The sequence below is a fragment of the Pedobacter ginsenosidimutans genome, from assembly GCF_001442625.1.
In the GTDB taxonomy this organism is placed as follows: domain Bacteria; phylum Bacteroidota; class Bacteroidia; order Sphingobacteriales; family Sphingobacteriaceae; genus Pedobacter; species Pedobacter ginsenosidimutans.
The window spans coordinates 1-22,657 of record NZ_LMZQ01000055.1 but is presented as its reverse complement, the minus strand read 5'-3'; the positions used below and the strand labels follow the sequence as shown (position 1 = coordinate 22,657).

Below are 22,657 nucleotides of genomic sequence, written 5' to 3'. Positions count from 1 at the left end.
CAGTTCCATAAGGTAGATTATCTGGCGGTAGCCTATGCCGATGAAGGTATTGCACTGCGAAAAGCCGGAATTACTTTGCCGATTATGGTGATGAGTCCGGAAGAATCTGCTTTCGAAGCCATCATTAAACACAAACTCGAACCCGAAATTTACAGCATAGAAATTCTGAACAGTTTTTTAAATGCACTGTCTGATTATGATTTCGATTACCCCATCCACATTAAAATAGATAGTGGTATGCACCGTTTGGGCTTTGATCAACCAGAAATCGATACTTTGTCTAATCTGCTTAAAGATTCGGCGAAGGTAAAAGTGCAAAGTATTTTTTCTCACCTGGTGGCAAGCGATGCCGCAGAACATGATGGGTTTACGCAACAACAGATCGCACGGTTTAAAATTATCGCCAACCAGTTGGTCGAAGTTTTAGGCTACAAGCCATTGCTTCATATATCAAATACTTCGGGCATTTCGCGTTGGCCGGAAGGGCAAATGGATATGGTACGTTTAGGTATAGGTTTGTATGGTTTTGACTCCGCATTGCCGAATAACCGGGGTTTGCAAACCGTAATGGTGCTTAAAACTACGGTTACCCAAGTGAAGACATTAGCTCCGGGTGAAACCGTAGGCTATAGCAGGAGGGGAGTAATGCCAAATGGTGGAAAAATAGCGACTGTAAAAATTGGCTATGCTGATGGCTATACCAGGTATTTTGGCAATGGAGTAGGTAAAATGCTTATTAACGGCCACTTGGTGCCTACCATCGGTTCAATCTGTATGGACATGACCATGTTGGATATCACAGGTATTGACGTGAAACCTGGTGATGAGGCTATTGTTTTTAATAAGGAACACACCATTATGCAGTTGGCGAAAGATATTAATACCATTCCGTATGAAATTTTAACCAATATCTCGCAAAGGGTTAAAAGGGTTTATTTCTATGAATAGTTGCTTAGTTCAGTTGTTCATTGGTCATTAGTGTGGCAAACTGCCCTATAAGTTTATTCGTTCAGTGGTTCATTAGTCATTAGTGTCGCAGACTGTCTATAAGTTCATTCGTTCAGAGGTTGATTGGTCAATGGTGTAGCAAACTGCCCTATAAGTTTATTCGTTCAGTGGTTCATTAGTGTAGCATATTGCCAATTAGCTCTTTTGTTCAATAGTTCATTGGCATCGAGAATTGCCTGGATACACGTTAGGTGCAATAAACCAGGTAAATATGCTAATAAAATCTCTTATACGTATTGCAAGGCTATGCACCCAGCACAAATGAACCAATGGCTAATGAACTAATGAACACTTAGCACAAATGAACTAAAAAAAATGTTATTTTTGCACCATGAATAAAGTCGGGAAAGCTATTTTAAACTATTTGATTAAAGGTTTATTAATTGTTGTGCCCATTGCCGTAAGTATTTTTATTGTGGTTTGGGCAGTTACAACTGTAGATAGCTGGTTGAATGTAAACAATATTTTAGGCGTAAATCCAAGTACAGGCGAAAGCCGGAATATCCCTGGCTTAGGTTTGTTGACGGTTTTAGCCCTCATTTTACTAGCCGGTATCTTTGTAACCAATTTGGTAACTGAGCCCATGTACAATTGGTTTCAGCGGATTATGCAGCGGCTGCCCTTACTTAATTTTATCTATTCATCCATAAAAGATTTAACAGAAGCTTTTGTAGGTGATGAGAAGAAATTTAACCACCCGGTGCTGGTAGAAGTGGAGGGAGGCCTAAAAAAGATTGGATTTTTAACGCAGAACGATCTGCATAAACTCAATCTGCCCGAAGAAGTAGCCGTATATTTTCCACTTTCTTATTCTTTTGCAGGTCAGCTTTGCATTGTAAGGAGAGATAAGGTAACTGATTTGCATATGACAGCAGCTGATGCCATGAAACTGGTGGTTAGCGGTGGCGTAAGCGGACTTTAAACATTTCTAAATGATTACGATTTATCACAATAACCGCTGTACTAAAAGCCGTTGTGCTTTAGATGAACTTGAAAAAAGCGGAAAAGATTTCGAGGTGGTTTATTATTTAGAAACCTCGCCCAATAAAAGCGAATTAGAAGAAATTATTCGAAAACTGGGGATTAAACCATTAGAATTGATCCGTAAAGGGGAAAAGGTTTTTACTGAGAATTATAAAGGAAAAATCCTGACTGATGAAGAATGGATTGATGCTATGGTTGCACATCCTATTTTAATTGAAAGACCCATTATCATCTCCGGAGATAAAGCAGTCATCGCCAGACCAACCGAAAAAATAAAAGTGATTTTGGGATAACCTAAGAAGTTTCTCTCGAGGTACGTCACCCTGAATTTATTTCAGGGTCTTATATATGAAGGATGGATGCTAAACTCTAGTCGTAGCGTCCCGCTACGAGATAAAATGGTTCGTTTTAATGTGGTACTTCACCCTGAATTTATTTCAGGGTCTTATATGAAGGATAGATGCTGAAATAAATTCAGCATGACGATCGCGTTTGGAAATGGACTTCGAAAAACAATCTGTCCAATCTAAAAAATATTCTTGAAGCTAAACAGAAAGAATATTACAATGATAAAACCAACAAGAAGCCTCGAATAGTATTCCCTAATAAAAAGCCCGCATAAAATCAGTTTATCATCATCTACATTGCTATGTAACATTCCATTTCCGCTTGAAGCATTGAACAAAATCTGTTTATCCTGATGGTCGTTTAACGACCACCGGCTTAACCAGCTGTTTTGAAAGCTCCAGTCAAAAGTATCACCAGAGGCAAATACAATTTTTGCTTTAAAACGGAGCCAGTCGTAAGTAATTATAGCTAAAACCTCATTCTGATTGTTCAGCAATTTAGTTTCAGGTTTTGAAAATCCTTCACTTTTTAACAGGTAAATACCTGCCTGGGTAGTGGCTATTGCCGAATTTTTCCACGAACTAAAATTCAGCGAAAATTTTAACAGTCCATTGTTAAATACCTGATAATTGCTATCAAATAAACCTTTTCTCCAATTTAATATCTGTTCCATCTCACAAAAGGATTTAATTTTTTACTAATTATCTGCGAAGTGCAGTCATTGTAATGATCGGCATGAAGCAGGCAATAAGCACAATTGCCTGTTTGTTATAGATCTGCTTAATAAATAAGCCTGCTATAATCAATAATTCATTGTCGGTATCAGACGATAATGCCCCACTGCTGCTGTTAGCACTGTACATAATGTGCTCATCTTTATAATTGCTCACCGTCCATTGCGAACGCCATAAATTTGTCGATTTCCATTCATACTGCTCGCCCGATTTTAAGCTGATTACCGCTTTAGATTTCCAGGTATCGTAGGTAATCATGGCCACCACTTCATTTGTTTTTCTATCGATTACCTTGGTGCTCGATTGCCAAAAGCCCTCGTTCGAGAAGAAATAGTTTTTATCCTCTAACATGCTTTCCGCATCGCTTTTCCATGTTCCAAAAGTGATTGCTCCTTTTTGTACACCGTCTGCAAAGAGTTGAAAGTTTCCACTTAACCAATTGTTTTTCCAGCTGATAAATTTCGACATTTTAGATACGTTTTATTTTAGATCGCAGTTTTCTCCAGTTGTTACAATAAATGAAGACATAAAAAAAGTGCTTATTTTTTGTAAGCACTTTTTCAGTTAACCAGTTTACAGTTGGCAATTTTCAGTTAACCGATTTAAACAATTAACCAGTTGCCATGTGCAACTGACCAATGAACCAATGACCAATGAACCATTGAACCAATCTACTAGAAATTCGGTTTAAGTACATATTTATCGTAGAAACGGAAAATATGCTCTGCAGCTTCTTCTGCGGTATCTACCAACCTGAAAAGGTTTAAATCTTCTTCGTGGATATTGTGTTCTTTCTGCAACATCGTTCCTTTAATCCAATCAATTAATCCACCCCAATAATCAACACCCACCAATACGATTGGGAAACGTGCAATTTTTCCGGTCTGGATTAAGGTTAAAGCTTCAAAAAGTTCATCCATGGTGCCAAAACCACCTGGTAAAACCACAAAACCCTGACTATATTTCATGAACATTACTTTGCGCACAAAGAAATAATCAAACTCCAACAATTTATTATGATCGATATATTTATTGTGGAACTGCTCAAAAGGCAACTCGATGTTTAAACCTACCGATTTACCCCCATTGGTGTGGGCGCCTTTATTACCGGCCTCCATAATACCAGGACCACCGCCAGTGATTACACCATAACCACGATCGGTTAATAATTTACCGCACTGCTCTGCCAATTGATAATATCTATGCGTTTGAGCCGTACGGGCCGAACCATAAATGGTAACACATGGGCCAATTTTAGCCAGTTTTTCAAAACCGTCAACAAATTCGGCCATGATTTTAAAAATTTGCCAAGAATCTGTTACTTTAATTTCTTGCCAGTCTTTGTTTTCAAAAGCGCTTCTAATTTTTTCTTCACTCGTCATATACTGTTATTCTAATATTAAAATCTGGTTTGCGCATCAGTTTTTTTACTGATGAACAACAAGCCTATAAATGTGATTAAACCGTTAATCAAAATCAGTTCAACACTAAAAACGTAACCGCCCAATAAAGTGGTAGAATACGTGGAAAGCAAGTAACATAAAAAAGGTGATAATAAACAAACTATCGGCACTAATTTATCGTGAAGACCACGTTTTTTTACAAATAATCCAAAACTATATAGTCCTAAAAGCGGTCCGTAGGTATAAGAGGCAATGGTGAAAATCAAGCTGACTACCGATGAGCTGTTCAGTGCATTGATGACGATGATGACCAAAAACATCAGAATAGAAAACGCTACGTGTACGGTATGGCGCTTTTTTACGGCGTCTTTGGCATTTACATTTTCCGCCTTAGCCATGCCTAAAAAGTCGACACAGAACGATGTGGTTAAAGCTGTAAGGGCAGAGTCGGTGGTTGCAAATGTTGCTGCAGTTAAGCCCAGCATAAATATAATTGCAGGTACCGCGCCCAGGTTATTTAAGGCAATTTCGGGGAATAATAAATCAGTTCTCGGTTTTCCGCTAATATGATCTAATGGAATATCGATGCCGTTTTTCGCTGCAAAAATGTATAACAAGGCGCCCACACTCAAAAAGAAAACATTTAAAATCACGAATACGCCTGTAAAAGTAAACATGTTTTTCTGTGCCTCTTTAATGGTACCCATGCTCAGGTTTTTCTGCATCAAATCCTGATCTAAACCTGTCATGGCAATGGTAACGAAAATACCACCGATAAACTGTTTACTGAAGTAGAACTTATTCGTCAGGAAATCGTTTAGAAAGAATATTTTGGAGTAACTGCTGGTTTTTATGGTCTCGAATGCCTGTGGAATATTGAAATCAAGACTGTTGCAAATAAAATAAATAGTCAGAAAAACTGAAAGTACCAGGAAAAAAGTTTGCAGTGTATCGGTAATGATAATGGTTTTTAATCCACCCTTAAAGGTGTACGACCAGATCAGTGCCAACGAAATTAAAACTGTTAACCAGAACGGAACGCCATAATTATCGAATATAAAACGCTGTAAAACAATCACTACGAGGTATAATCTTGTTGCTGATCCCAACGTGCGGCTCAATAAAAATATCGATGCTGCTGTTTTGTAACTGTAATGCCCCAACCGCTTTTCAATATAGCTATAAATGGAGGTTAAATTCATCCGGTAATAGAGTGGAAGCAGAACTGTGGCGATGATGATAAAACCAACTGCATTACCCAGAACAAACTGGAAATATTGGAACTGGTTTCCACTGGGTGCGCCAACTTCTCCGGGTACCGATATGAAAGTAACACCCGAAAGTGCGGTTCCGATCATCCCAAAGGCTACTAAATACCATTTAGAATTTCGATTGGCGACAAAGAAAGTAGAATTATCAGATGATTTTTTTGAGGTTACGAATGAAATAATAATCAGTAGTAAAAAATAACCGATCAGAAAACATAAGAGAATGGTTGGAGACATAGTTTTGTGTTAAGCTGATAAATGTAAAGAAAAGTATCAAATCAAGCAATATTCTTGAGTCCGAAGTCGGAAGTACGAAGTCGGAAGTCAAATAGCCTAATGAACTAATGACGAATGAACCAATGACTATTGAACTAACAAACCATTTTACCTATTTTTGCAATATGAATTTTTCATCCAAACTGCTCGAAGATGCGGTAAACGAATTCTCGAAACTTCCTGGTGTAGGGCAAAAAACAGCTTTACGTTTGGTACTACATCTTTTAAACAAAGAGCAGGAGGAGGTAAACCAGTTTGGCAATACTATTATAAAACTTAAGCAGCATATTAAACATTGCAGTACCTGCCATAACATTTCCGATTATGTGGTATGTGAGATCTGTACTTCGCCAAAACGCGATAAAGAAACCATTTGCGTGGTAGAAGATACACGAGATGTAATGGCGATTGAAAATACCGGTCAATATTTTGGGGTTTACCATGTTTTGGGCGGCTTAATCTCTCCGATGGATGGCGTAGGCCCTTCCGATCTGTTTATTGATGGATTAGTAGCCAGAATGGCAGCAGGAGGGATTAAAGAGGTGATTTTAGCATTGAGCCCGAATATGGAGGGCGATACCACATTGTTTTATCTTTACAAAAGATTAAAAGAGTTTAATGTTCCGGTAACCACCATTGCGCGGGGTATTGCTTTTGGCGGTGAGCTGGAATATACCGATGAAATTACACTCGGCCGTTCGATTGTAACCCGCGTGCCTTACGAAACTGCAATGATGAAATAATGGTAAAGCACTTTTAGCTGAATTACATTAATATAAAAAAATAAAAGCAGTATGCAGTCTTGATACTTGCTACTCAATACTCGCTACTTAATACTCGCTACTTAATACTTGCTACTAAAAATGAACCTAAAAAATAAAGTCATCATCATCACTGGCGCCTCGAGCGGAATCGGAAAAGCTTGTGCGGAAGAATTTGCTAAACGTGGTGCCAATTTGGTTTTAGCTGCCCGTCAATATGTAACCCTTTGCGAAATTACTGCAGATTTGGAGAAAAGATATAACATCAGGGCCGTAGCAGTTCAGGCCGATGTAAGTAAAGAAGCAGATTGCGAACTGATAATCAAACAAGCTTTAGTATCTTTTCAAAAGATTGATATTCTGGTAAATAATGCCGGATTATCTATGCGTGCCCTGTTTAACGATCTTGATTTATCGGTGCTTAAAAACCTGATGGATGTGAACTTTTGGGGGACGGTTTATTGTACCAAATATGCTTTGCCTGAGATTTTGAAAACCAAAGGCACAGTGGTTGGTGTATCATCAATTGCAGGTTTCCGCGGTTTGCCGGGTAGAACTGGTTATTCGGCCTCTAAATTTGCAATGAATGGTTTTATGGAATCTTTACGCACCGAATTACTTAAAACCGGGGTAAATGTTTTATTGGCCTGTCCTGGTTTTACCGCTTCCAATATCAGGGTAACCGCTTTATCAAAAGATGGTGCTGCACATGGCGAAACCAGTATGGATGAAGGCAAAATGATGTCATCCGAAGAAGTAGCCAGCATTATTGCCGATGGCATAGAAAAACGTAAACGTACTTTAATCATGACCGGACAAGGGAAATTAGCTGTTTGGATGAATAAACTCTTCCCGGCTTTTGTAGATAAAAAGGTTTTTGATCTGTTTGCGAAAGAAAAGAATCCGCTGATTAAGGGGTAGAAGGTTGAGGGTAGAAAGGTAGAAGGTTTTAGGCGGAAGATCTAAGAGCAAAGCGTTTAAAGTAAATAACTGTCAGCCTGAGCCCGTCGAAGACCTAAACTTTGAGTTTACCTAGATTTACATAAGGATCTCGTGGATTTATAGATTGTTGAGACACCCCGTCCTGCGGACATCCCTCTGAAAGAGGGGAATGCAAATCGCATAAAGACAATGAGGGGTAATTCCCCTCCTCTGGAGGGGTGCCTGAAAGGCGGGGTGGTTCTATTCATTGCACCTACCGAACCCACCTAAACCCGACAGCAGCGAAAATCCTTTTTGTTTGCAGCAGCCTTAAATGGCCTTTCATCTGCAGCCTATGAAACAGATCCTTCGTACCTCAGGATGACAGGACCACAAAAAGATTGCAGCGTATGGCGGGACTACCGCAACCGATTAGCAAGAAACCTGCTTTCCAAAAGAAATAAAAAGTTTTCCCAAAAAGGCAAAAAACTTTTCAATAAGAAAGATCTTTACACCGTCCGCGTAATCTTATCCAGCTTACTATAATCCATTACCATTTTACCCTCCTCGTTATGGTAATACATTTTCTCAAACTTAGCATCCATTTCTATTTCTTCATCCTGATAGCTGGTCCTGGTATGAATGTGTTGCGAAAAAGTATCATCAAAAGCCTTAAGCATCACAAAAATTTCAACCTCTGCCTGTTGCAACTCTGTTAACGATTTTTCATAAAACGGACTTTCCTCTGTAATGGGATGTACCAAAGTCCAGTTTAAAGACAAGATGCCGATTTTGTCGCGCTCCAGTGCCAGGGGGTAAAACCTCCTGACATGCTTGCCATCAACCGTTTCGTTGTACGACATTACCATCTGCACTTCAATCTCAATGAGCTGGTTGCGGCGGAGGTTCACCAAACGGCACATTAAGCCATGGCCATTCTCGTAGGGGGCTATCACCATTTTTTTGCTGAAACTCACTTTAGAGGTTGGCCTGCTAAAACGGCCGTATAATAAACCTGTAGCCAAGGCAAAAGCCAATAAACCCAACATACTTTCGAAAGCCGCCAGGATACTCGTAATAAAACCCTGTGGCGAAATATGACCGTAACCCACGGTAGAAATGGTTTGGGCAGAAAAGAAAAAGGCATCAAAAAACTGATCACGAAGGGTTAAACCTTTAGCACCTTCCAGGTTTTCGATCCCCACCACATTATATAAAACCGCAAATATGGTATTTACAATGAGGTAGGCTATCAGAATAACAAAGAAAAACCGCGGCCAGCTCATGGTAACCAGACGGGTGTAGGTATCATCAAACTTAAACCAGGGCAGGCCTGTACGTTCGATATTTGCCGAACCATCGGGGTTGAGCATGCGTTGGTTTTTGGTTACAGGATTCGATCCGAAACCGAAATCATCATTAAACTGTACTTTTCTTTTAAAGAAAACCATATATTTTTAGAAAGATTTTGGAATATTAAAAAACTATGTCAATATTTGCTTTATACAAACATGATAATTAAAAACTTAAATAACAATTGGTGGTGGCATAACGAAATTCGTTAGGCAAATTCTATTGTTATATATTTTAAAATATTTTAAACACAACGAAGAGGATTGCCCAAAAAGCAATCCTTTTTTTATGCAATTTTTTGAAGGATTGTCATGCTGTCCCGATTAATCGGGATCAGCATCTATAAGATAAGATTTATAAAATATTAAGTGGTCTGTGGAGACACAGATCACCGAGATAAAAATAAGATTTAGAAAACTTTAAATGGTTTGTGGCGACACAAACCATGGCGAGCAGATTGAATACAAAACTAACGCCCCGGTTCGTGTCTCCACGAAACGGAACAGAATATTAAATGGTTTGTGGAGACACAAACCATGGCACAAAATAAGATTGAGCAGTAAACATGAAAAAAATATTAAACCATTTATTCGAGAACAAGAGTTTTAGCAGGGAAGAGGCAAAGACCATTTTAATTTCAATTTCGGAAGGGGCATTTAATTCTTCACAGATTGCTGCTTTTATTACCGCTTATGCCATGCGTAATATTACGGTGCAGGAGCTACAGGGCTTTCGTGATGCGATGCTTGATATGTGCGTTAAAGTAAATTTATCGGGTTACGACCTGATCGATCTTTGTGGTACCGGAGGTGATGGCAAAGATACTTTCAATATTTCTACCTTATCATCATTTGTGGTGGCAGGTGCTGGTCATCATGTGGCCAAACATGGTAACTATGGCGTTTCTTCGGGCTGTGGCTCTTCAAATGTAATGGAATATTTAGGTTATACTTTTACCAATAATGACGATACTTTAAGGCGTAATTTAGATACTGCAGGGATCTGTTTTTTACATGCTCCGTTGTTTAATCCGGCAATGAAAATTGTGGCACCGATCCGTAAAGAACTGGGCGTAAAAACATTTTTCAATATGCTTGGGCCAATGGTTAACCCTGGTCAGCCGAAATACCAGATGGTAGGCGTTTTTAGTTTGGAGCTCGCCCGTTTATATGCTTATTTATACCAGGATACGGATAAAAGTTATACCATTGTACACGCGCTAGAAGGTTATGACGAGGTTTCGTTAACCTGTGATGTGAAAACCTTTTCGAATAAAGGCGAACAGATTTTAACCCTTCAGGATATGGGTTTTGATAAGGTTGATACTTATGCCATTAAAGGAGGCGATACCGTAGAATCATCAGCTAAAATATTTATGGATGTATTAAATGGCGAAGCCACTGATGTACAGAACAATGTAGTATTGTGCAATTCGGCACTGGCCATTAAAACCATAAAACCTGAACAATCTTTTGCCGATTGTTTTTATGAAGCGGAAGAATCGTTAATGAGCAAAAAAGCGTTAAACAGTTTCAAAAACTTATTGGCATGTTAAAGTTAAAAGTTTGCGGCATGCGTTTGGCAGCCAATATTGCTGCGGTTGCCGAGCTGCAGCCAGATTATCTGGGCTTCATCTTTTATGAGAAATCGCCAAGGTTGATCAGCGATGTTTCTGCTGAATTGATCAAATACATCCCCTCTGAGATTAAAACCGTAGGGGTATTTGTAAATGAAGACCTTGAAAAAGTAAAAGATAAAGTAAACACATTGAAGCTAAAGGCTGTTCAGTTACATGGCAGCGAATCGCCTGAATATTGTGCTGCATTGAAATCAAGCTTTCCTGCTTTAGAAGTGATTAAAGCTATCGGAATGGATGAAGATTTTGATTTTTCAGGTCTCGAAGCTTATTTAAATGTGGTGGATTATTTCCTGTTCGATACCAAAACCAAAGCACATGGCGGATCGGGAAAAACTTTCGATTGGTCTGTTTTAGACCGATATACTTACACCAAACCCTACTTTTTAAGTGGCGGCATTGATTTAGAACATGCACCGGCCATAAAAGAAATAAATGACGAGCGCTTATATGCCCTGGATATCAACAGCAGATTTGAAATTGAACCAGGTTTAAAGGATGCAGAGAAGATTAAAGAATTTATTAAAGAAATGAGCACGAAATAATGTCATCCTGAGCCTGTCGAAGGAATTTAGTATAGCATTCGACAAGCTCAATGTGACAGATTAGTTGATAGATATTATGAAATACAAAGTAAACGAAAAAGGATATTATGGAGATTTTGGTGGTGCTTACATCCCCGAAATGCTTTATCCAAACGTAGAGGAATTGCGTCAAAACTATTTAAAGATTATTGATGATGCCGATTTTCAAAAGGAATTTCATCAATTGTTAAAAGATTACGTTGGGCGTCCTTCGCCTTTATATCTTGCCAAAAGATATTCAGAAAAATATGGTGCCAATATTTTCTTAAAAAGAGAAGATTTAAACCATACTGGTGCACATAAGATCAACAATACCATCGGACAGATTTTACTGGCCGAAAAACTGGGTAAAAAAAGAATCATTGCCGAAACCGGCGCTGGTCAGCATGGTGTAGCCACCGCAACGGTATGTGCGTTGCGTAACCTTGAGTGCGTAATTTACATGGGCGAGGTAGATATCGAGCGCCAGGCACCAAATGTGGCCCGCATGAAAATGCTGGGCGCAAAGGTTGTTCCGGCAAGCTCTGGAAGCAAAACCTTAAAAGATGCCACTAATGAGGCGATGCGCGACTGGATCAATAATCCTGTTGATACACACTATATCATTGGTTCGGTAGTTGGCCCACACCCTTACCCTGATATGGTGGCCATTTTTCAATCGATTATCTCTGAGGAAACCAAAAAGCAGTTATTAGAACAGACCGGAAGCGACCAGCCTGATTATGTTTTGGCCTGCGTTGGGGGTGGAAGTAACGCCATGGGTATGTTCTACCATTTTATGGACGATGAAAATGTTAAACTGATTGCTGTTGAAGCAGCAGGAAAAGGAGTATCGAGCGGATTTTCTGCTGCAACCACTTATTTAGGTAAAGAAGGTGTTTTGCACGGTAGCAGAAGCATTTTAATGCAAACACCAGATGGTCAGGTGGTAGAACCACATTCAGTGTCGGCAGGCTTGGATTACCCTGGCATTGGCCCACAGCATGCACATTTGTTTAAAACCGGCCGTGGCCAATATGTTTCCATTACCGATGAAGAAAGTTTAGAAGCTGGTTTGCTTTGCACCCAATTGGAAGGGATTATTCCGGCTATCGAAAGTGCACACGCCCTGGCTTATTTGGAAAAAATGGAATTTAAAGCTGGCGAAAACGTAGTGGTTTGCCTTTCAGGCCGTGGCGACAAGGATCTGGATACTTATATTAAATATTTTAATCTTTAAGATAGATTTGAGACAATAGATATGAGACATGAGACGATGGACTTTCTGATAAGCACCTAATCTCCAATCTCACATCTCCAATCTCCAATCTCACATCTCAAAAACATGAACCGAATTAAACAACTCTTCCAGGAGAAGAAAAATATATTATCAATATACTATACTGCTGGTTATCCAAATACTGGCGATACCATTAAAATTGCTGAAGCGCTGGAAAAATCAGGTGCTGATATGCTCGAAATCGGGTTTCCTTATTCCGATCCTGTTGCGGATGGGCCGGTAATTCAGGCGAGCAGCAAGCAATCATTAGATCAGGGGATGACGCTTAAGCTGCTTTTCGAACAGTTGAAAGACTTGCGTAAGACCGTTACCATTCCTGTTTTGTTAATGGGTTATGTAAACCCTGTTTTGCAGTTTGGAGTAGAAAAATTCTGCGAAGCCTGTGCCGAAGTAGGAGTAGATGGCTGTATTGTTCCCGATTTGCCAATGGTAGAGTACGAAGAATTTTATAAAGATTGCTTCGAAAAACATAACCTGAGCAATGTATTTTTAATCACCCCTCAAACCGCTGAAGAACGGATCCATAAAATTGACGGTTTAACCAATGGATTTATCTATTTGTTATCATCGTCGGCCACAACGGGTAAAAACCTTGAGGTTGGTAATACTACTGAAGCTTATTTCAGCAGGATTAAAAACCTGAATCTGAAAAACCCAACCATGATCGGTTTCGGGATCAGCGATAAACAGACTTTCGATAAGGCCTGTTCGTACGCCAACGGGGCGATTATCGGTACTGCTTTCGTTAAAGCCATCGCTGATGGGAATTTAGAAGAAAGTGTGAGTACGTTTATGAAGAAGTTTAAAGGTTAGTGTTTTATCACTAAGACACTAATAAATTTGCTTTGTGTTCTTTGTGGTTAATCTTTTCTCCGCTGCATCGTCATTGCGAGGAGGCACGAGAGCCTGCCCCGACTTTTTCGGGGAAGCAATCTTACAACTATCGCTACTAGCGAACGCTTTAAGATTGCTTCGTTGGCTGAAAAAGCCTTCTCGCAATGACGATTACTCTTGCAGTTCGTCACCCTGAACTTGTTTCAGGGTCTTTTATACGAAATATATTTGAGTCGAAATTGTATTTTTTTCCTAAATTAGTACCATTAAAATCTCTTTATAAAATATAACTCAAACAGAATTCAATTCTGAAATCCCCTTATCGCTCTGATAACAGGGGATAAACTGTTATTTTCTAAAATTTTATAAAGAACATCATGCAAGATTTAAAAATTGCTTTAATCGGTGCTACAGGTAAAGCTGGTACTTATATTTTAAAAGCGCTATTGGCGCAAAACCATCAGGTGAAAGCCCTTATCAGAAATCCTGAAAAACTTCAAGTCCATCATGCTTCGCTGGAAATCGTAATTGGCGACGTAAAAGATGCCGAAACAGTACACGCGCTTATCGAAGGATGCGATATCGTAGTCAGTGCATTGGGGATGGGGCAGCCTGCCAGCGAAAAAACAATCTTTACGCAATCAACAGGTAATATTATCAAGACCATGCAGGCCTTTGATCTGAAACGTTACATCGTAATTACCGGGATCAATGTGGATACGCCTGCTGATGAAAAAGATACTAAAACTCAATTTGCCACCAAATGGATGTACGATAACTATCCGGTTTCCACTGCAGATAAACAAAAGGAGTACAAGTACTTAACTGCAAGCAATCTCGATTGGACTTTAATCCGGTTGCCCATGATTATCCAAACCGACGAGCAAACGCCTATAGGTACAAGTTTGGTTAATTGTGAAGGCGAACAGATTAATGCGGCTAATTTAGCACAGTTTATTATTGAGCAGTTAGGGGAGAAGGCCTTTGTAAAACAGGCACCTTTTATATGGAATAGATAGGTTGTTACCACTAAGGCACAAAGACACCATGAAATCGCTTTGTGTTCTTTGTGTCTTCGTGGTTAATCTTTTCTACGCTGCAATCGTCATTCCCAACTTGATTGGGAATCGTAATGCCTTAGTATGGGTTTGTAGGTTGCATTAAGGTTCCCGCCTGCGCGGGAAAGACGACCGTTCTCAGCAATATTACTATAGATTATAGCGCTCGCATTAAGATTACTCTTAAGGATCTTTGTGATAACTATTTATACGCTTCGTTCCACCCAATCCTCATAACTCATCTCAAATTTCACTTCACCTTTATTTACCATGCCTACTTTTTTCCAACCTTGCCGGCTATAAAATTCTTCAGCGCGGGTATTGGGCGCTGTTCCTAACCACACAAGATCTTGCGTTTGATCGAAATACCAATCCATCATTAACCGGTGCAGTTCTTTGCCAATGCCTTTGCCTTCAAATTCTGGCCGAAGGAATAGCGCCCAGATATTATGCTCCTTTAAATCTACGATGGAGAACCCAACTATTGCTCCACCTACTTCGCAAACCCATCCTTTGCCACGTTGTGTAATAAATTCTTCGCAATCTTTGTCAGTAACCAGTGCCGGATCTGACAAAGTGTTCTCTTTTACCGTATGTCTGACAATTTGTATTGCAGCTATGTCAGTTGTTTTTGCCTCGCGGAAAATCATTTTTTATATTTTTTGAGAAAATTAATTTATTCGGAATGTGCTTTTAAACACTTTAATCGTTGATTATCAGCTGTAAAAATAAGCAATAAAATGTTTATGACAAATGAATGATTGTCAATTCTGGAATTGGTTCTACATTTGCTTAACGGTGTTAGATTATTTACACCTAATATTCCAGTCATGGGAAGTAAAGAAAGAATTCTACGTTTAAAAGATGAAACCAGAACAAAAATTCTGGATGCTGCCTTGAATATTGTGCAAACAGAGGGTTGGCAGGCATTGAGTATGCGTAAAATTGCCGACCAGATTGAATATACTGCACCAATTATTTACGAATACTTTTCTAACAAAGATGGCATCTTACTGGAACTCACCAGAAGGGGATATTTAATGTTGGCGAAAGATATCCGCGAAGCCAGGGATAAACACGAATCTCCGGAAGATAAAATGGAAGCCATGTGGATTGCCTACTGGAACTTCGCCTTTACCCATAAAGAATTTTATCAATTGATGTACGGTGTGGATATGGTTTGTTGTACCGTTAAAAATTCAATGCCCGAAGCCGAAAACATAGCTGGTATGTTGGGCGACGTAATTGAATCATTATTTGAGAAGCAACCCGTTTCTGATGATGATATCTGCATGAAGTATTACACTTATTGGTCTATCATCCATGGTTTAATTTCCATCAATCTGGTTCGCCCGAATGGAAGAACAACAGACGAGTTAAACCAACAAATTTTAAAAGATGCCATCAAGGGCATTACATTATCTATTAATAGTTAATTTTTTTTTACAAGGTAATTTAACAGTGTTAAATTATTATACACACTAATTCCAATTAAATTTAATCATATGAAATCTCTACATCGCTTGTACCCTTTACTTAACACTGTTAAACAGTTTAATAGTATTAAGTTATTGTTAACAATTTCTCTTCTATCTATAATTCTGGTGAGTTGTAAGTCGTCTCCTGATCAGGCTGCAGCTGCACCACCGCCACCGGCATTGCCTGTAAGCGCGATTAGCTCGAGCACAGAAACCACGTTTATCGAATACCCGGCCTCTATTCAGGGTGCTGTTGATATCGATGTACGGCCACAGGTAAGTGGTTACTTACAAAGCGTTTTGGTTAACGAAGGCGCTTATGTAACTGCCGGACAAACCCTGTTCAAAATTAACGAAAACCCTTATCGCGAGGCTTTAAACAATGCCAAAGCGAGTTTACATGCTGCGGAAGCGGCTATTTTAAACGCTCAATTGGAAGTTGATAAATTAACACCACTTGTTCAGAATAAGGTAGTTTCTGATTTTCAGTTAAAAACAGCCAAAACGGCCTATAAAATTGCGCAGGCAAATGCCGAGCAAGCCAGAGCCAGTGTTGCTTCGGCACAGATTAACTTAGGTTATACCAATGTTAAGGCTACAGTAAGCGGTTACATCGGCCGTATCCCTAAGAAACAGGGAAGTTTGGTTTCTCCGACTGATCAGATTGCTTTAACACAATTATCAGATATCCACGAAGTACATGTTTATTTCTCGCTTGCTGAAAACGACTTCAACAGTTTTAATGCAAATTATCCAGGTAAAACACCTGCCGACCGGATTAAACATTTACCGGCAGTAGAACTTTTATTAGCTGATAATTCTGCTTACCCGATTAAAGGCAAGATCGATATGATCGATGGTCAGTTTGATAAAAACACAGGTGCCATTACTTTAAGGGCAAGTTTCCCTAATGCAAGTGGCGTTCTTCGCTCGGGTAATACCGGTAAGATCCGTTTAGGTTTACAGCACGATAATGCCATTCTGGTACCGCAGTCTTCAACGGTAGAAATGCAGGATAAAGTATTTGTATTTACCGTGGGCGACAGTAGTAAGGTGAAAAAACAATCCATTACCATTGTTGGTAAAGCCGGCGAAAATTACCTGGTTAAAGACGGGGTAAAAGTTGGCGATCAGATTGTGTTGAGCGGGGTTGATAAATTACAGGAGGGCATGGTGATCCAGCCTCAAAAAGCAGCAGATAAAGTAGCTGTTGCAAAAACAAAAAATTAATAAGACCTAAAATCTAAAAAGTCATGTTTCAGAAATTTATAGACAGGCCTGTACTTTCGACTGTTATTTCCATCTTATTGGTAATAGTTGGTATACTGGGCTTAACAAAGTTGCCCTTAGAGCGCTTTCCAAATATCGCACCTCCGTCGGTATTGGTAACCGCAGTGTACCCAGGGGCCAATGCCGAAACGATTTTACGTTCGGTAACTCCATCATTGGAGGAAGCAATTAATGGTGTAGAGAACATGACATACATGACCTCCAGCGCCAGTAACGACGGTACCCTGGCCATCACCGTTTACTTTCAACAGGGTACCAACCCCGATCAGGCAGCGGTTAATGTGCAAAACCGGGTTTCGCAGGCCACAAGCCAGTTACCTGCAGAGGTTGTACAATATGGTATAACCACTACCAAACAGCAAAATAGCTTTATTGGTGCCATCGGTATTTACTCAGAAGATCCAAAAAAATACGATGCCGTTTTTGTAAATAACTATGCGCAGATCAATATCATTCCCGAACTTAAACGTATCCCGGGTGTAGGTTCTGCCAGTGTATTTGGCGGTATTAAAGATTATTCGATGCGTATCTGGTTAAACCCAAGTCAATTGGCCACTTACAAAATTACACCCAATGAAGTGATCACCGCCATTCAGGACAAAAACCTGGAAGCAGCACCTGGTCGCTTTGGTGAGAGAAGTAGTGAGGCCTTTGAATATATCGTTAAATATAAAGGTAAACTGACCAAACCAGAGGAATATCAGAATATCGCGATCCGTTCTAACTCTGATGGTTCTATATTACGTTTAAAAGATGTGGCCCGTGTAGAACTGGGTGCTTATAGTTATGGTAGTGTAAACCGTTTAAACGGACATGATGGGATTACCATTGGTGTAATCCAGTTATCAGGCTCTAATGCCAACGAAATCCAGATTGCCATTGATAAACTGTTGGCGAAACTATCGAAAGATTTTCCGGCAGGTATTAAACACAATCAGTTTTACCGTACTAAAACCGATCTTGATGAATCCATCAATCAGGTGGAGCATACTTTGATAGAAGCCTTTTTACTCGTATTTATCGTTGTATTTATCTTCCTTCAGGATTTCAGATCTACTTTAATCCCGGCTATAGCGGTTCCGGTGGCAATTATCGGTACCTTCTTTTTCATGCAGCTGTTCGGCTTCTCTGTTAACCTTTTAACCCTGTTCGCGCTTGTACTCGCCATTGGTATTGTGGTAGATGATGCGATTGTGGTGGTAGAAGCGGTGCATGCCAAAATGGAAGAAAACCCTTCGCTTAGTCCGAGGGCAGCAACCACCGAGGCAATGAATGAAATTACCGGGGCTATTATATCGATTACACTGGTGATGGCAGCGGTATTTTTACCGGTTGGCTTTATGACCGGCTCTACAGGTATTTTCTACAAACAGTTCGCCTTAACCATGGCCATAGCCATCATTATCTCGGCTGTTAACGCCTTAACTTTAAGTCCTGCGCTTGCAGCCTTATTTTTAAAGAACAAACATGCCGAAGGTGGTCATAACGCGCCTAAAAAAGGTTTTGTAGAAAAGTTTTATGCAGGTTTTAACGGTGGTTTCAATTATATGACCAACCGTTATGTTGGCGGCTTAAAAGTGCTTATCCGTAACAAATGGATCAGTATGGGCGGACTTGCCTTAATCGTTCTGGTTACCATTTTTCTGGTAAGCAGAACAAAAACAGGTTTTATTCCTACAGAAGATCAGGGTTTTGTGGCTATCGCTGTTGCCAGTCCATCGGGAACATCATTAGCTAATACCAATAAAATATTAAAACAAGCAGAAGAAGAGTTAAGGGCTATGCCATCAGCAAGATTTGTAATGTCGTTGGCTGGTTACAACTTTTTAACCGCATCGAACAGTCCGTCAGCTGGTCAGATTTTCTTATTGTTAAAACCAAACGACGAAAGAGGGGCCGTAAAAAATATCGATGAGATCCAAAATATTGTAAGGGCTAAAATGGCAGCCATATCTGCCGGTACCTTCTTTGTATTCAGTTTCCCTACGGTGCCAGGCTTTAGTAACGTTGAGGCCATGAACGTGATGTTACAGGATAAAACGAACGGCAGGCTGGATAAATTTAGTGGTGTAGCGAATAACTTTATTGGAAAGTTAATGGCGAAACCGGCTATTGCTTATGCTTTTACTTCTTATAAAGCAGATTATCCACAGTTACAGTTGGATGTTAACGACGAAAAAGCCGATCAATTGGGTGTAAGCAAAAAAGATATCTTACAAACCATGCAGACTTATTTTGGTACTGCGCAGGCATCAGATTTTAACCGCTTTGGTAAATATTACCGTGTAGTGGTGCAGGCTGATGTTGCCGACCGTACCGATCCTGCAAGTATTGATCGTGTGTTTGTGAAGAACAAGAACGGTGAAAGTGTGCCGATCAGTACCCTGGTTAAATTAACCCGTGTATATGGTTCGGAAACGGCTTCGCGTTATAACCTGTTTAACTCTATCGAGGTAAATGCCATCCCTAAACCAGGCTTCAGTTCTGGTGATGCAATTAAAGCGATAGAAGAAACCGCCAGAGAACAATTGCCAACCGGCTATGCTTACGAATTCTCCGGACAAACACGTGAGGAGATTTCTTCAGGCGGACAGTCTACAGTGATATTCCTGCTTTGTTTGGTGTTTGTTTACTTCTTATTATCAGCGCAGTACGAGAGTTACATCCTGCCATTGGCGGTAATTTTATCTATCCCTACAGGTGTATTCGGTGTGTTTGTGGTATTGGGCTTAACTGGTATCGAAAATAACATTTATGTACAGGTAGCACTGATTATGCTTATCGGTTTGCTGGCTAAAAACGCCATCCTGATTGTAGAGTTTGCGGTGCAGCGACGAAAGGCGGGACTCAGTTTGGTTGATTCGGCTATAGAAGCAGCGCGGTTGAGGATCAGACCGATCATTATGACATCACTTGCCTTTGTGTTTGGTTTATTCCCGATGAGTATTGCAACAGGTCCATCGGCACAGGGTAACCACTCCATCAGTATCGGTGCTGCAGGGGGTATGGTATCGGGTGTAATTTTAGGTTTGTTCATCATTCCGGTACTCTTTGTCATCTTCCAGGCCTTACAGGAAAAAATATCAAAAAAATCAAGAAATGAGGTTGTTCACCACCATGGAGAACCTGTAAATAATAATCATGTAGTTTATGAAACGGTTTAATATCATTACCATCCTGCTCCTTGCTTTAATCTGGAGCGGATGTTCGGTTTCGAAAGATACAGCCTTGCCCAATATTGCGCCAGGCCTATTCAGAAATTCATTGCCTAAAGATTCTTCTAGTGTTGGCGGTATGCCATTGAAGAGTTTTATCAACGACCTTACTGTTCAGAATTTAATTGATACGGCTTTGGTTAAAAATTACGATATGCAGATTGCATTGAAAAATATCGATGCAGCCGAAGTATTGTTCAAACAATCGAAATTGGGTTATCTGCCTGAACTGAAATTGCAGGTGGCGGCAAGTTCGAGCCGTCCGTCTGATAATAGTTTAAATGGTTTAAGCCTTAACCAGTTTACAGGCTCAACGCACATCGAAGATTACAATGCTAATCTGGGTGTAGTTTGGGAAGCCGATATCTGGGGTAAAATCCGCAATCAAAAAGCTGGCGCTTTAGCCAGTTTTTTGCAGACAGAAGAGGCACGTAAAGCCGTTCAAACACGATTAGTGGCCAATGTTGCACAAGGTTATTATAATCTGTTAATGCTTGATGCACAATTGGAAATCGCGAAAAAGAACTTAAAACTGAACGACAGCACATTGAGGATCATCAATTTACAGTTCGATGCCGGTCAGGTAACTTCATTAGCGATACAACAGGCGCAGGCACAGCAGTTAAATGCGGCACAGTTGATCCCCCGTTTGGAGCAGAATGTAACCTTACAGGAAAATGCTTTGAGTGTATTGATCGGAACTTTGCCTAAAACCATTAACCGCGAGAGCCGTTTAGATAAAATGAATATCCCGCAGGATTTAAACGCGGGTTTTCCTTCGTCTATGTTAAGCCGCAGGCCTGATATTAAAAGTGCTGAACTGGCGCTTACCATTGCCAATGCAAAGGTTGGTGTTGCGAAAGCCAGTTTATATCCATCGCTGGTTATTACCGCAAGCGGAGGCATCAACTCTTTTAAAGCAAGCAACTGGTTTAATGTTCCGGCATCGTTATTCGGTTTGGTTGGGGCAGGCATTACCCAGCCGATTTTTCAACGCGGACAGTTAAAAAGCAATTTAGAGCTGGCTAAAATCGACCGCGAAAAAACAGTAATTCAGTTCCGTCAGTCGGTATTAAATGCGGTTGGCGAAGTTTCTGATGAGTTAACGAAAGTAGAGAAGTTAAAAACACAATACAGCATTGCTGAAAAAAGAGCACAGACTTTACAACAGGCTTCAAGAAATGCAAGTTTATTGTTTAAAAGCGGTATGGCCAATTATTTAGAGGTTATTACGGCGCAAGGTAATTTATTGCAAAGCGAGCTGGAGTTAACTACGATTAAAACAGAGCAGTTAAATGCAGTTGTTGGTTTGTACCGCTCGTTAGGTGGCGGCTGGCAGTAAAATAATGGGAAACCTATAGGGTCTTTAAGACCTTATAGGTTTGTGTATAAATTTAGGCACTAAGAGCGCGATGTTCTTGGTGCTTTTTTGTGATCATTGAGATTTTTAAAGCGCTCGCTATAATACGGTCGTCATCCGATAGCTATCGGATCCCGCGCAGGCGGGAACCACGAAGTGCTCAGCGAAGCTAATCTTAATGCTTTCGCTCGGTCTTGCCATATTGTTTTCTGTCATCCTGAGGTACGAAGGATCTTTTAATTGCCGTTATCGCGAACAATCCGTCATTTCGACCGTAGCGGAGAAATCTTTTAAGTTATGTTAATAGTGTGCATTTTCTCCCTTTGCTCAGGCTTGCCTCGGTTGGCCACCGAAGGGCTTTTACTTTTTCCTTGATGAAAAAGTAACAAAAAATCAAGGCTTGCATCCTTTCTTGTAAAAAGCTACGGAAATCTTATTTGCGGCAGTATCTAGGCTCTTACCCTTGCTTATCCAACCGCACCCGCTTTGATCCTGCCTTGGGCCGTGGGGTAATGATGGAGCGTGCACAGATTTCCGTGCTTTTTCCGGCGGAAATCTGCGAGGCCAGGTAGCAGGGAGCAGATAGCATGGGGCAGTGGATTTATCGCGTCCTTTCAATCGCGGTCAATTCATCATCGTTGTATTTTCCTCCGGTTTTTTGTCATCCTGAGCGTAGTCGAAGGATCTCCTTCCATCATATCCTAGGCCGGATAGCAGGGAGCAGATAGCATGGGGCAGTGGATTTATCGCGTCCTTTCAATCGCGGTCAATTTATCATCGTTGTATTTTCCTCCGGTTTTTTGTCATCCTGAGCGTAGTCGAAGGATCTCCTTTCATCATATCCCAGGCCGGATAGCAGGGAGCAGA

At 40.3% G+C, this 22,657-nt stretch carries 20 protein-coding genes; 14 read left to right on the top strand and 6 right to left on the bottom strand.

What is annotated here, in order from left to right; translation table 11 throughout:
* The 3 genes from alr to arsC all read left to right on the top strand — a co-directional run.
* Positions 1-948, top strand: a 948-nt coding sequence (gene alr, locus ASU31_RS25975) for an alanine racemase (RefSeq protein ID WP_083505550.1), incomplete at its 5' end; no start/stop codon positions are given.
* Between the two features lie 391 nt (positions 949-1,339).
* Positions 1,340-1,930, top strand: a complete 591-nt coding sequence (locus ASU31_RS25970) for a DUF502 domain-containing protein (RefSeq protein ID WP_057935154.1) — start codon at positions 1,340-1,342, stop codon at positions 1,928-1,930.
* 10 nt (positions 1,931-1,940) lie between these two features.
* A complete protein-coding gene (gene arsC, locus ASU31_RS25965) occupies positions 1,941-2,285 on the top strand; it encodes an arsenate reductase (glutaredoxin) (protein WP_057935153.1) in 345 nt (114 codons plus the stop codon).
* A gap of 233 nt (positions 2,286-2,518) precedes the next feature.
* On the opposite strand, the gene ASU31_RS25960 is transcribed toward arsC, so the two are convergent.
* The 4 genes from ASU31_RS25960 to ASU31_RS25945 form a co-directional block, all read right to left on the bottom strand.
* A complete protein-coding gene (locus ASU31_RS25960; protein ID WP_057935152.1) occupies positions 2,519-3,013 on the bottom strand; it encodes a hypothetical protein in 495 nt (164 codons plus the stop codon).
* A 28-nt stretch (positions 3,014-3,041) separates the two neighbouring features.
* Positions 3,042-3,542, bottom strand: coding sequence for a hypothetical protein (locus ASU31_RS25955; protein ID WP_057935151.1), 501 nt, complete (start codon positions 3,540-3,542; stop codon positions 3,042-3,044).
* Between the two features lie 206 nt (positions 3,543-3,748).
* Positions 3,749-4,456 carry an LOG family protein gene (locus ASU31_RS25950; RefSeq protein ID WP_029278019.1) on the bottom strand — a complete coding sequence of 236 codons (708 nt, stop codon included), beginning with the start codon at positions 4,454-4,456 and terminating at the stop codon, positions 3,749-3,751.
* A 17-nt stretch (positions 4,457-4,473) separates the two neighbouring features.
* Positions 4,474-5,982: a sodium:solute symporter gene (locus tag ASU31_RS25945; protein ID WP_057935150.1), complete on the bottom strand. Its 1,509-nt coding sequence runs from the start codon at positions 5,980-5,982 to the stop codon at positions 4,474-4,476.
* Positions 5,983-6,146: 164 nt separating this feature from the next.
* Between ASU31_RS25945 and recR the strand changes: the two genes are divergently transcribed.
* Together recR and ASU31_RS25935 are read left to right on the top strand one after the other, a co-directional pair.
* Positions 6,147-6,764 (top strand): recombination mediator RecR, encoded by a 618-nt coding sequence (recR, locus tag ASU31_RS25940; RefSeq protein ID WP_057935149.1) that lies wholly within the window; start codon positions 6,147-6,149, stop codon positions 6,762-6,764.
* Between the two features lie 120 nt (positions 6,765-6,884).
* On the top strand, positions 6,885-7,703 hold the full coding sequence (locus ASU31_RS25935) for an SDR family oxidoreductase (RefSeq protein ID WP_029278012.1): 819 nt from the start codon (positions 6,885-6,887) through the stop codon (positions 7,701-7,703).
* A 509-nt stretch (positions 7,704-8,212) separates the two neighbouring features.
* Here ASU31_RS25935 and ASU31_RS25930 read toward each other — a convergent pair.
* Positions 8,213-9,154 carry an ion channel gene (locus tag ASU31_RS25930; protein ID WP_057935148.1) on the bottom strand — a complete coding sequence of 314 codons (942 nt, stop codon included), beginning with the start codon at positions 9,152-9,154 and terminating at the stop codon, positions 8,213-8,215.
* A gap of 467 nt (positions 9,155-9,621) precedes the next feature.
* Between ASU31_RS25930 and trpD the strand changes: the two genes are divergently transcribed.
* The 5 genes from trpD (at position 9,622) to ASU31_RS25905 (ending at position 14,408) form a co-directional block, all read left to right on the top strand.
* Positions 9,622-10,611 carry an anthranilate phosphoribosyltransferase gene (trpD, locus tag ASU31_RS25925; protein WP_057935147.1) on the top strand — a complete coding sequence of 330 codons (990 nt, stop codon included), beginning with the start codon at positions 9,622-9,624 and terminating at the stop codon, positions 10,609-10,611.
* Positions 10,605-11,237 carry a phosphoribosylanthranilate isomerase gene (locus tag ASU31_RS25920; protein ID WP_245224615.1) on the top strand — a complete coding sequence of 211 codons (633 nt, stop codon included), beginning with the start codon at positions 10,605-10,607 and terminating at the stop codon, positions 11,235-11,237. Before trpD ends, ASU31_RS25920 begins: the two co-directional genes overlap by 7 nt.
* A gap of 76 nt (positions 11,238-11,313) precedes the next feature.
* Entirely contained in the window at positions 11,314-12,495 is a 1,182-nt protein-coding gene (trpB, locus tag ASU31_RS25915) for a tryptophan synthase subunit beta (RefSeq protein ID WP_209435069.1), read from the top strand.
* 105 nt (positions 12,496-12,600) lie between these two features.
* Positions 12,601-13,368, top strand: a complete 768-nt coding sequence (trpA, locus tag ASU31_RS25910; RefSeq protein ID WP_057935145.1) for a tryptophan synthase subunit alpha — start codon at positions 12,601-12,603, stop codon at positions 13,366-13,368.
* 398 nt (positions 13,369-13,766) lie between these two features.
* Positions 13,767-14,408 (top strand): NAD(P)-dependent oxidoreductase, encoded by a 642-nt coding sequence (locus ASU31_RS25905; protein ID WP_057935144.1) that lies wholly within the window; start codon positions 13,767-13,769, stop codon positions 14,406-14,408.
* Positions 14,409-14,653: 245 nt separating this feature from the next.
* Here ASU31_RS25905 and ASU31_RS25900 read toward each other — a convergent pair whose 3' ends face one another.
* A complete protein-coding gene (locus tag ASU31_RS25900; protein ID WP_057935143.1) occupies positions 14,654-15,097 on the bottom strand; it encodes a GNAT family N-acetyltransferase in 444 nt (147 codons plus the stop codon).
* 180 nt (positions 15,098-15,277) lie between these two features.
* On the opposite strand from ASU31_RS25900, the gene ASU31_RS25895 reads away from it, so the two are divergent.
* From ASU31_RS25895 to ASU31_RS25880, 4 genes are all read left to right on the top strand, one after another.
* Positions 15,278-15,883, top strand: a complete 606-nt coding sequence (locus ASU31_RS25895) for a TetR/AcrR family transcriptional regulator (RefSeq protein ID WP_057935142.1) — start codon at positions 15,278-15,280, stop codon at positions 15,881-15,883.
* A gap of 69 nt (positions 15,884-15,952) precedes the next feature.
* Complete coding sequence (locus tag ASU31_RS25890) at positions 15,953-17,155, top strand: efflux RND transporter periplasmic adaptor subunit (protein ID WP_057935141.1); 1,203 nt, start codon at positions 15,953-15,955, stop codon at positions 17,153-17,155.
* Between the two features lie 23 nt (positions 17,156-17,178).
* The gene (locus ASU31_RS25885) at positions 17,179-20,379 is read left to right on the top strand and encodes an efflux RND transporter permease subunit (RefSeq protein WP_057935140.1); all 3,201 of its coding nucleotides are present in this window, start codon (positions 17,179-17,181) and stop codon (positions 20,377-20,379) included.
* Entirely contained in the window at positions 20,366-21,772 is a 1,407-nt protein-coding gene (locus tag ASU31_RS25880; protein WP_057935139.1) for a TolC family protein, read from the top strand. Before ASU31_RS25885 ends, ASU31_RS25880 begins: the two co-directional genes overlap by 14 nt.
* Positions 21,773-22,657 lie beyond the last annotated feature (885 nt).

Excerpts from the sequence above, each read along its gene's own strand:
- ASU31_RS25880 (WP_057935139.1), top strand. The coding sequence starts at position 20,366 with ATGAAACGGTTTAATATCATTACCATCCTGCTCCTTGCTTTAATCTGG.
- ASU31_RS25890 (WP_057935141.1), top strand. The coding sequence starts at position 15,953 with ATGAAATCTCTACATCGCTTGTACCCTTTACTTAACACTGTTAAACAG.
- ASU31_RS25905 (WP_057935144.1), top strand. The coding sequence starts at position 13,767 with ATGCAAGATTTAAAAATTGCTTTAATCGGTGCTACAGGTAAAGCTGGT.
- ASU31_RS25955 (WP_057935151.1), bottom strand. The coding sequence starts at position 3,542 with ATGTCGAAATTTATCAGCTGGAAAAACAATTGGTTAAGTGGAAACTTT.
- recR (WP_057935149.1), top strand. The coding sequence starts at position 6,147 with ATGAATTTTTCATCCAAACTGCTCGAAGATGCGGTAAACGAATTCTCG.
- ASU31_RS25930 (WP_057935148.1), bottom strand. The coding sequence starts at position 9,154 with ATGGTTTTCTTTAAAAGAAAAGTACAGTTTAATGATGATTTCGGTTTC.
- ASU31_RS25945 (WP_057935150.1), bottom strand. The coding sequence starts at position 5,982 with ATGTCTCCAACCATTCTCTTATGTTTTCTGATCGGTTATTTTTTACTA.
- ASU31_RS25885 (WP_057935140.1), top strand. The coding sequence starts at position 17,179 with ATGTTTCAGAAATTTATAGACAGGCCTGTACTTTCGACTGTTATTTCC.
- arsC (WP_057935153.1), top strand. The coding sequence starts at position 1,941 with ATGATTACGATTTATCACAATAACCGCTGTACTAAAAGCCGTTGTGCT.
- trpA (WP_057935145.1), top strand. The coding sequence starts at position 12,601 with ATGAACCGAATTAAACAACTCTTCCAGGAGAAGAAAAATATATTATCA.
- trpB (WP_209435069.1), top strand. The coding sequence starts at position 11,314 with ATGAAATACAAAGTAAACGAAAAAGGATATTATGGAGATTTTGGTGGT.
- ASU31_RS25920 (WP_245224615.1), top strand. The coding sequence starts at position 10,605 with ATGTTAAAGTTAAAAGTTTGCGGCATGCGTTTGGCAGCCAATATTGCT.
- trpD (WP_057935147.1), top strand. The coding sequence starts at position 9,622 with ATGAAAAAAATATTAAACCATTTATTCGAGAACAAGAGTTTTAGCAGG.
- ASU31_RS25895 (WP_057935142.1), top strand. The coding sequence starts at position 15,278 with ATGGGAAGTAAAGAAAGAATTCTACGTTTAAAAGATGAAACCAGAACA.
- ASU31_RS25900 (WP_057935143.1), bottom strand. The coding sequence starts at position 15,097 with ATGATTTTCCGCGAGGCAAAAACAACTGACATAGCTGCAATACAAATT.
- ASU31_RS25935 (WP_029278012.1), top strand. The coding sequence starts at position 6,885 with ATGAACCTAAAAAATAAAGTCATCATCATCACTGGCGCCTCGAGCGGA.
- ASU31_RS25950 (WP_029278019.1), bottom strand. The coding sequence starts at position 4,456 with ATGACGAGTGAAGAAAAAATTAGAAGCGCTTTTGAAAACAAAGACTGG.
- ASU31_RS25970 (WP_057935154.1), top strand. The coding sequence starts at position 1,340 with ATGAATAAAGTCGGGAAAGCTATTTTAAACTATTTGATTAAAGGTTTA.
- ASU31_RS25960 (WP_057935152.1), bottom strand. The coding sequence starts at position 3,013 with ATGGAACAGATATTAAATTGGAGAAAAGGTTTATTTGATAGCAATTAT.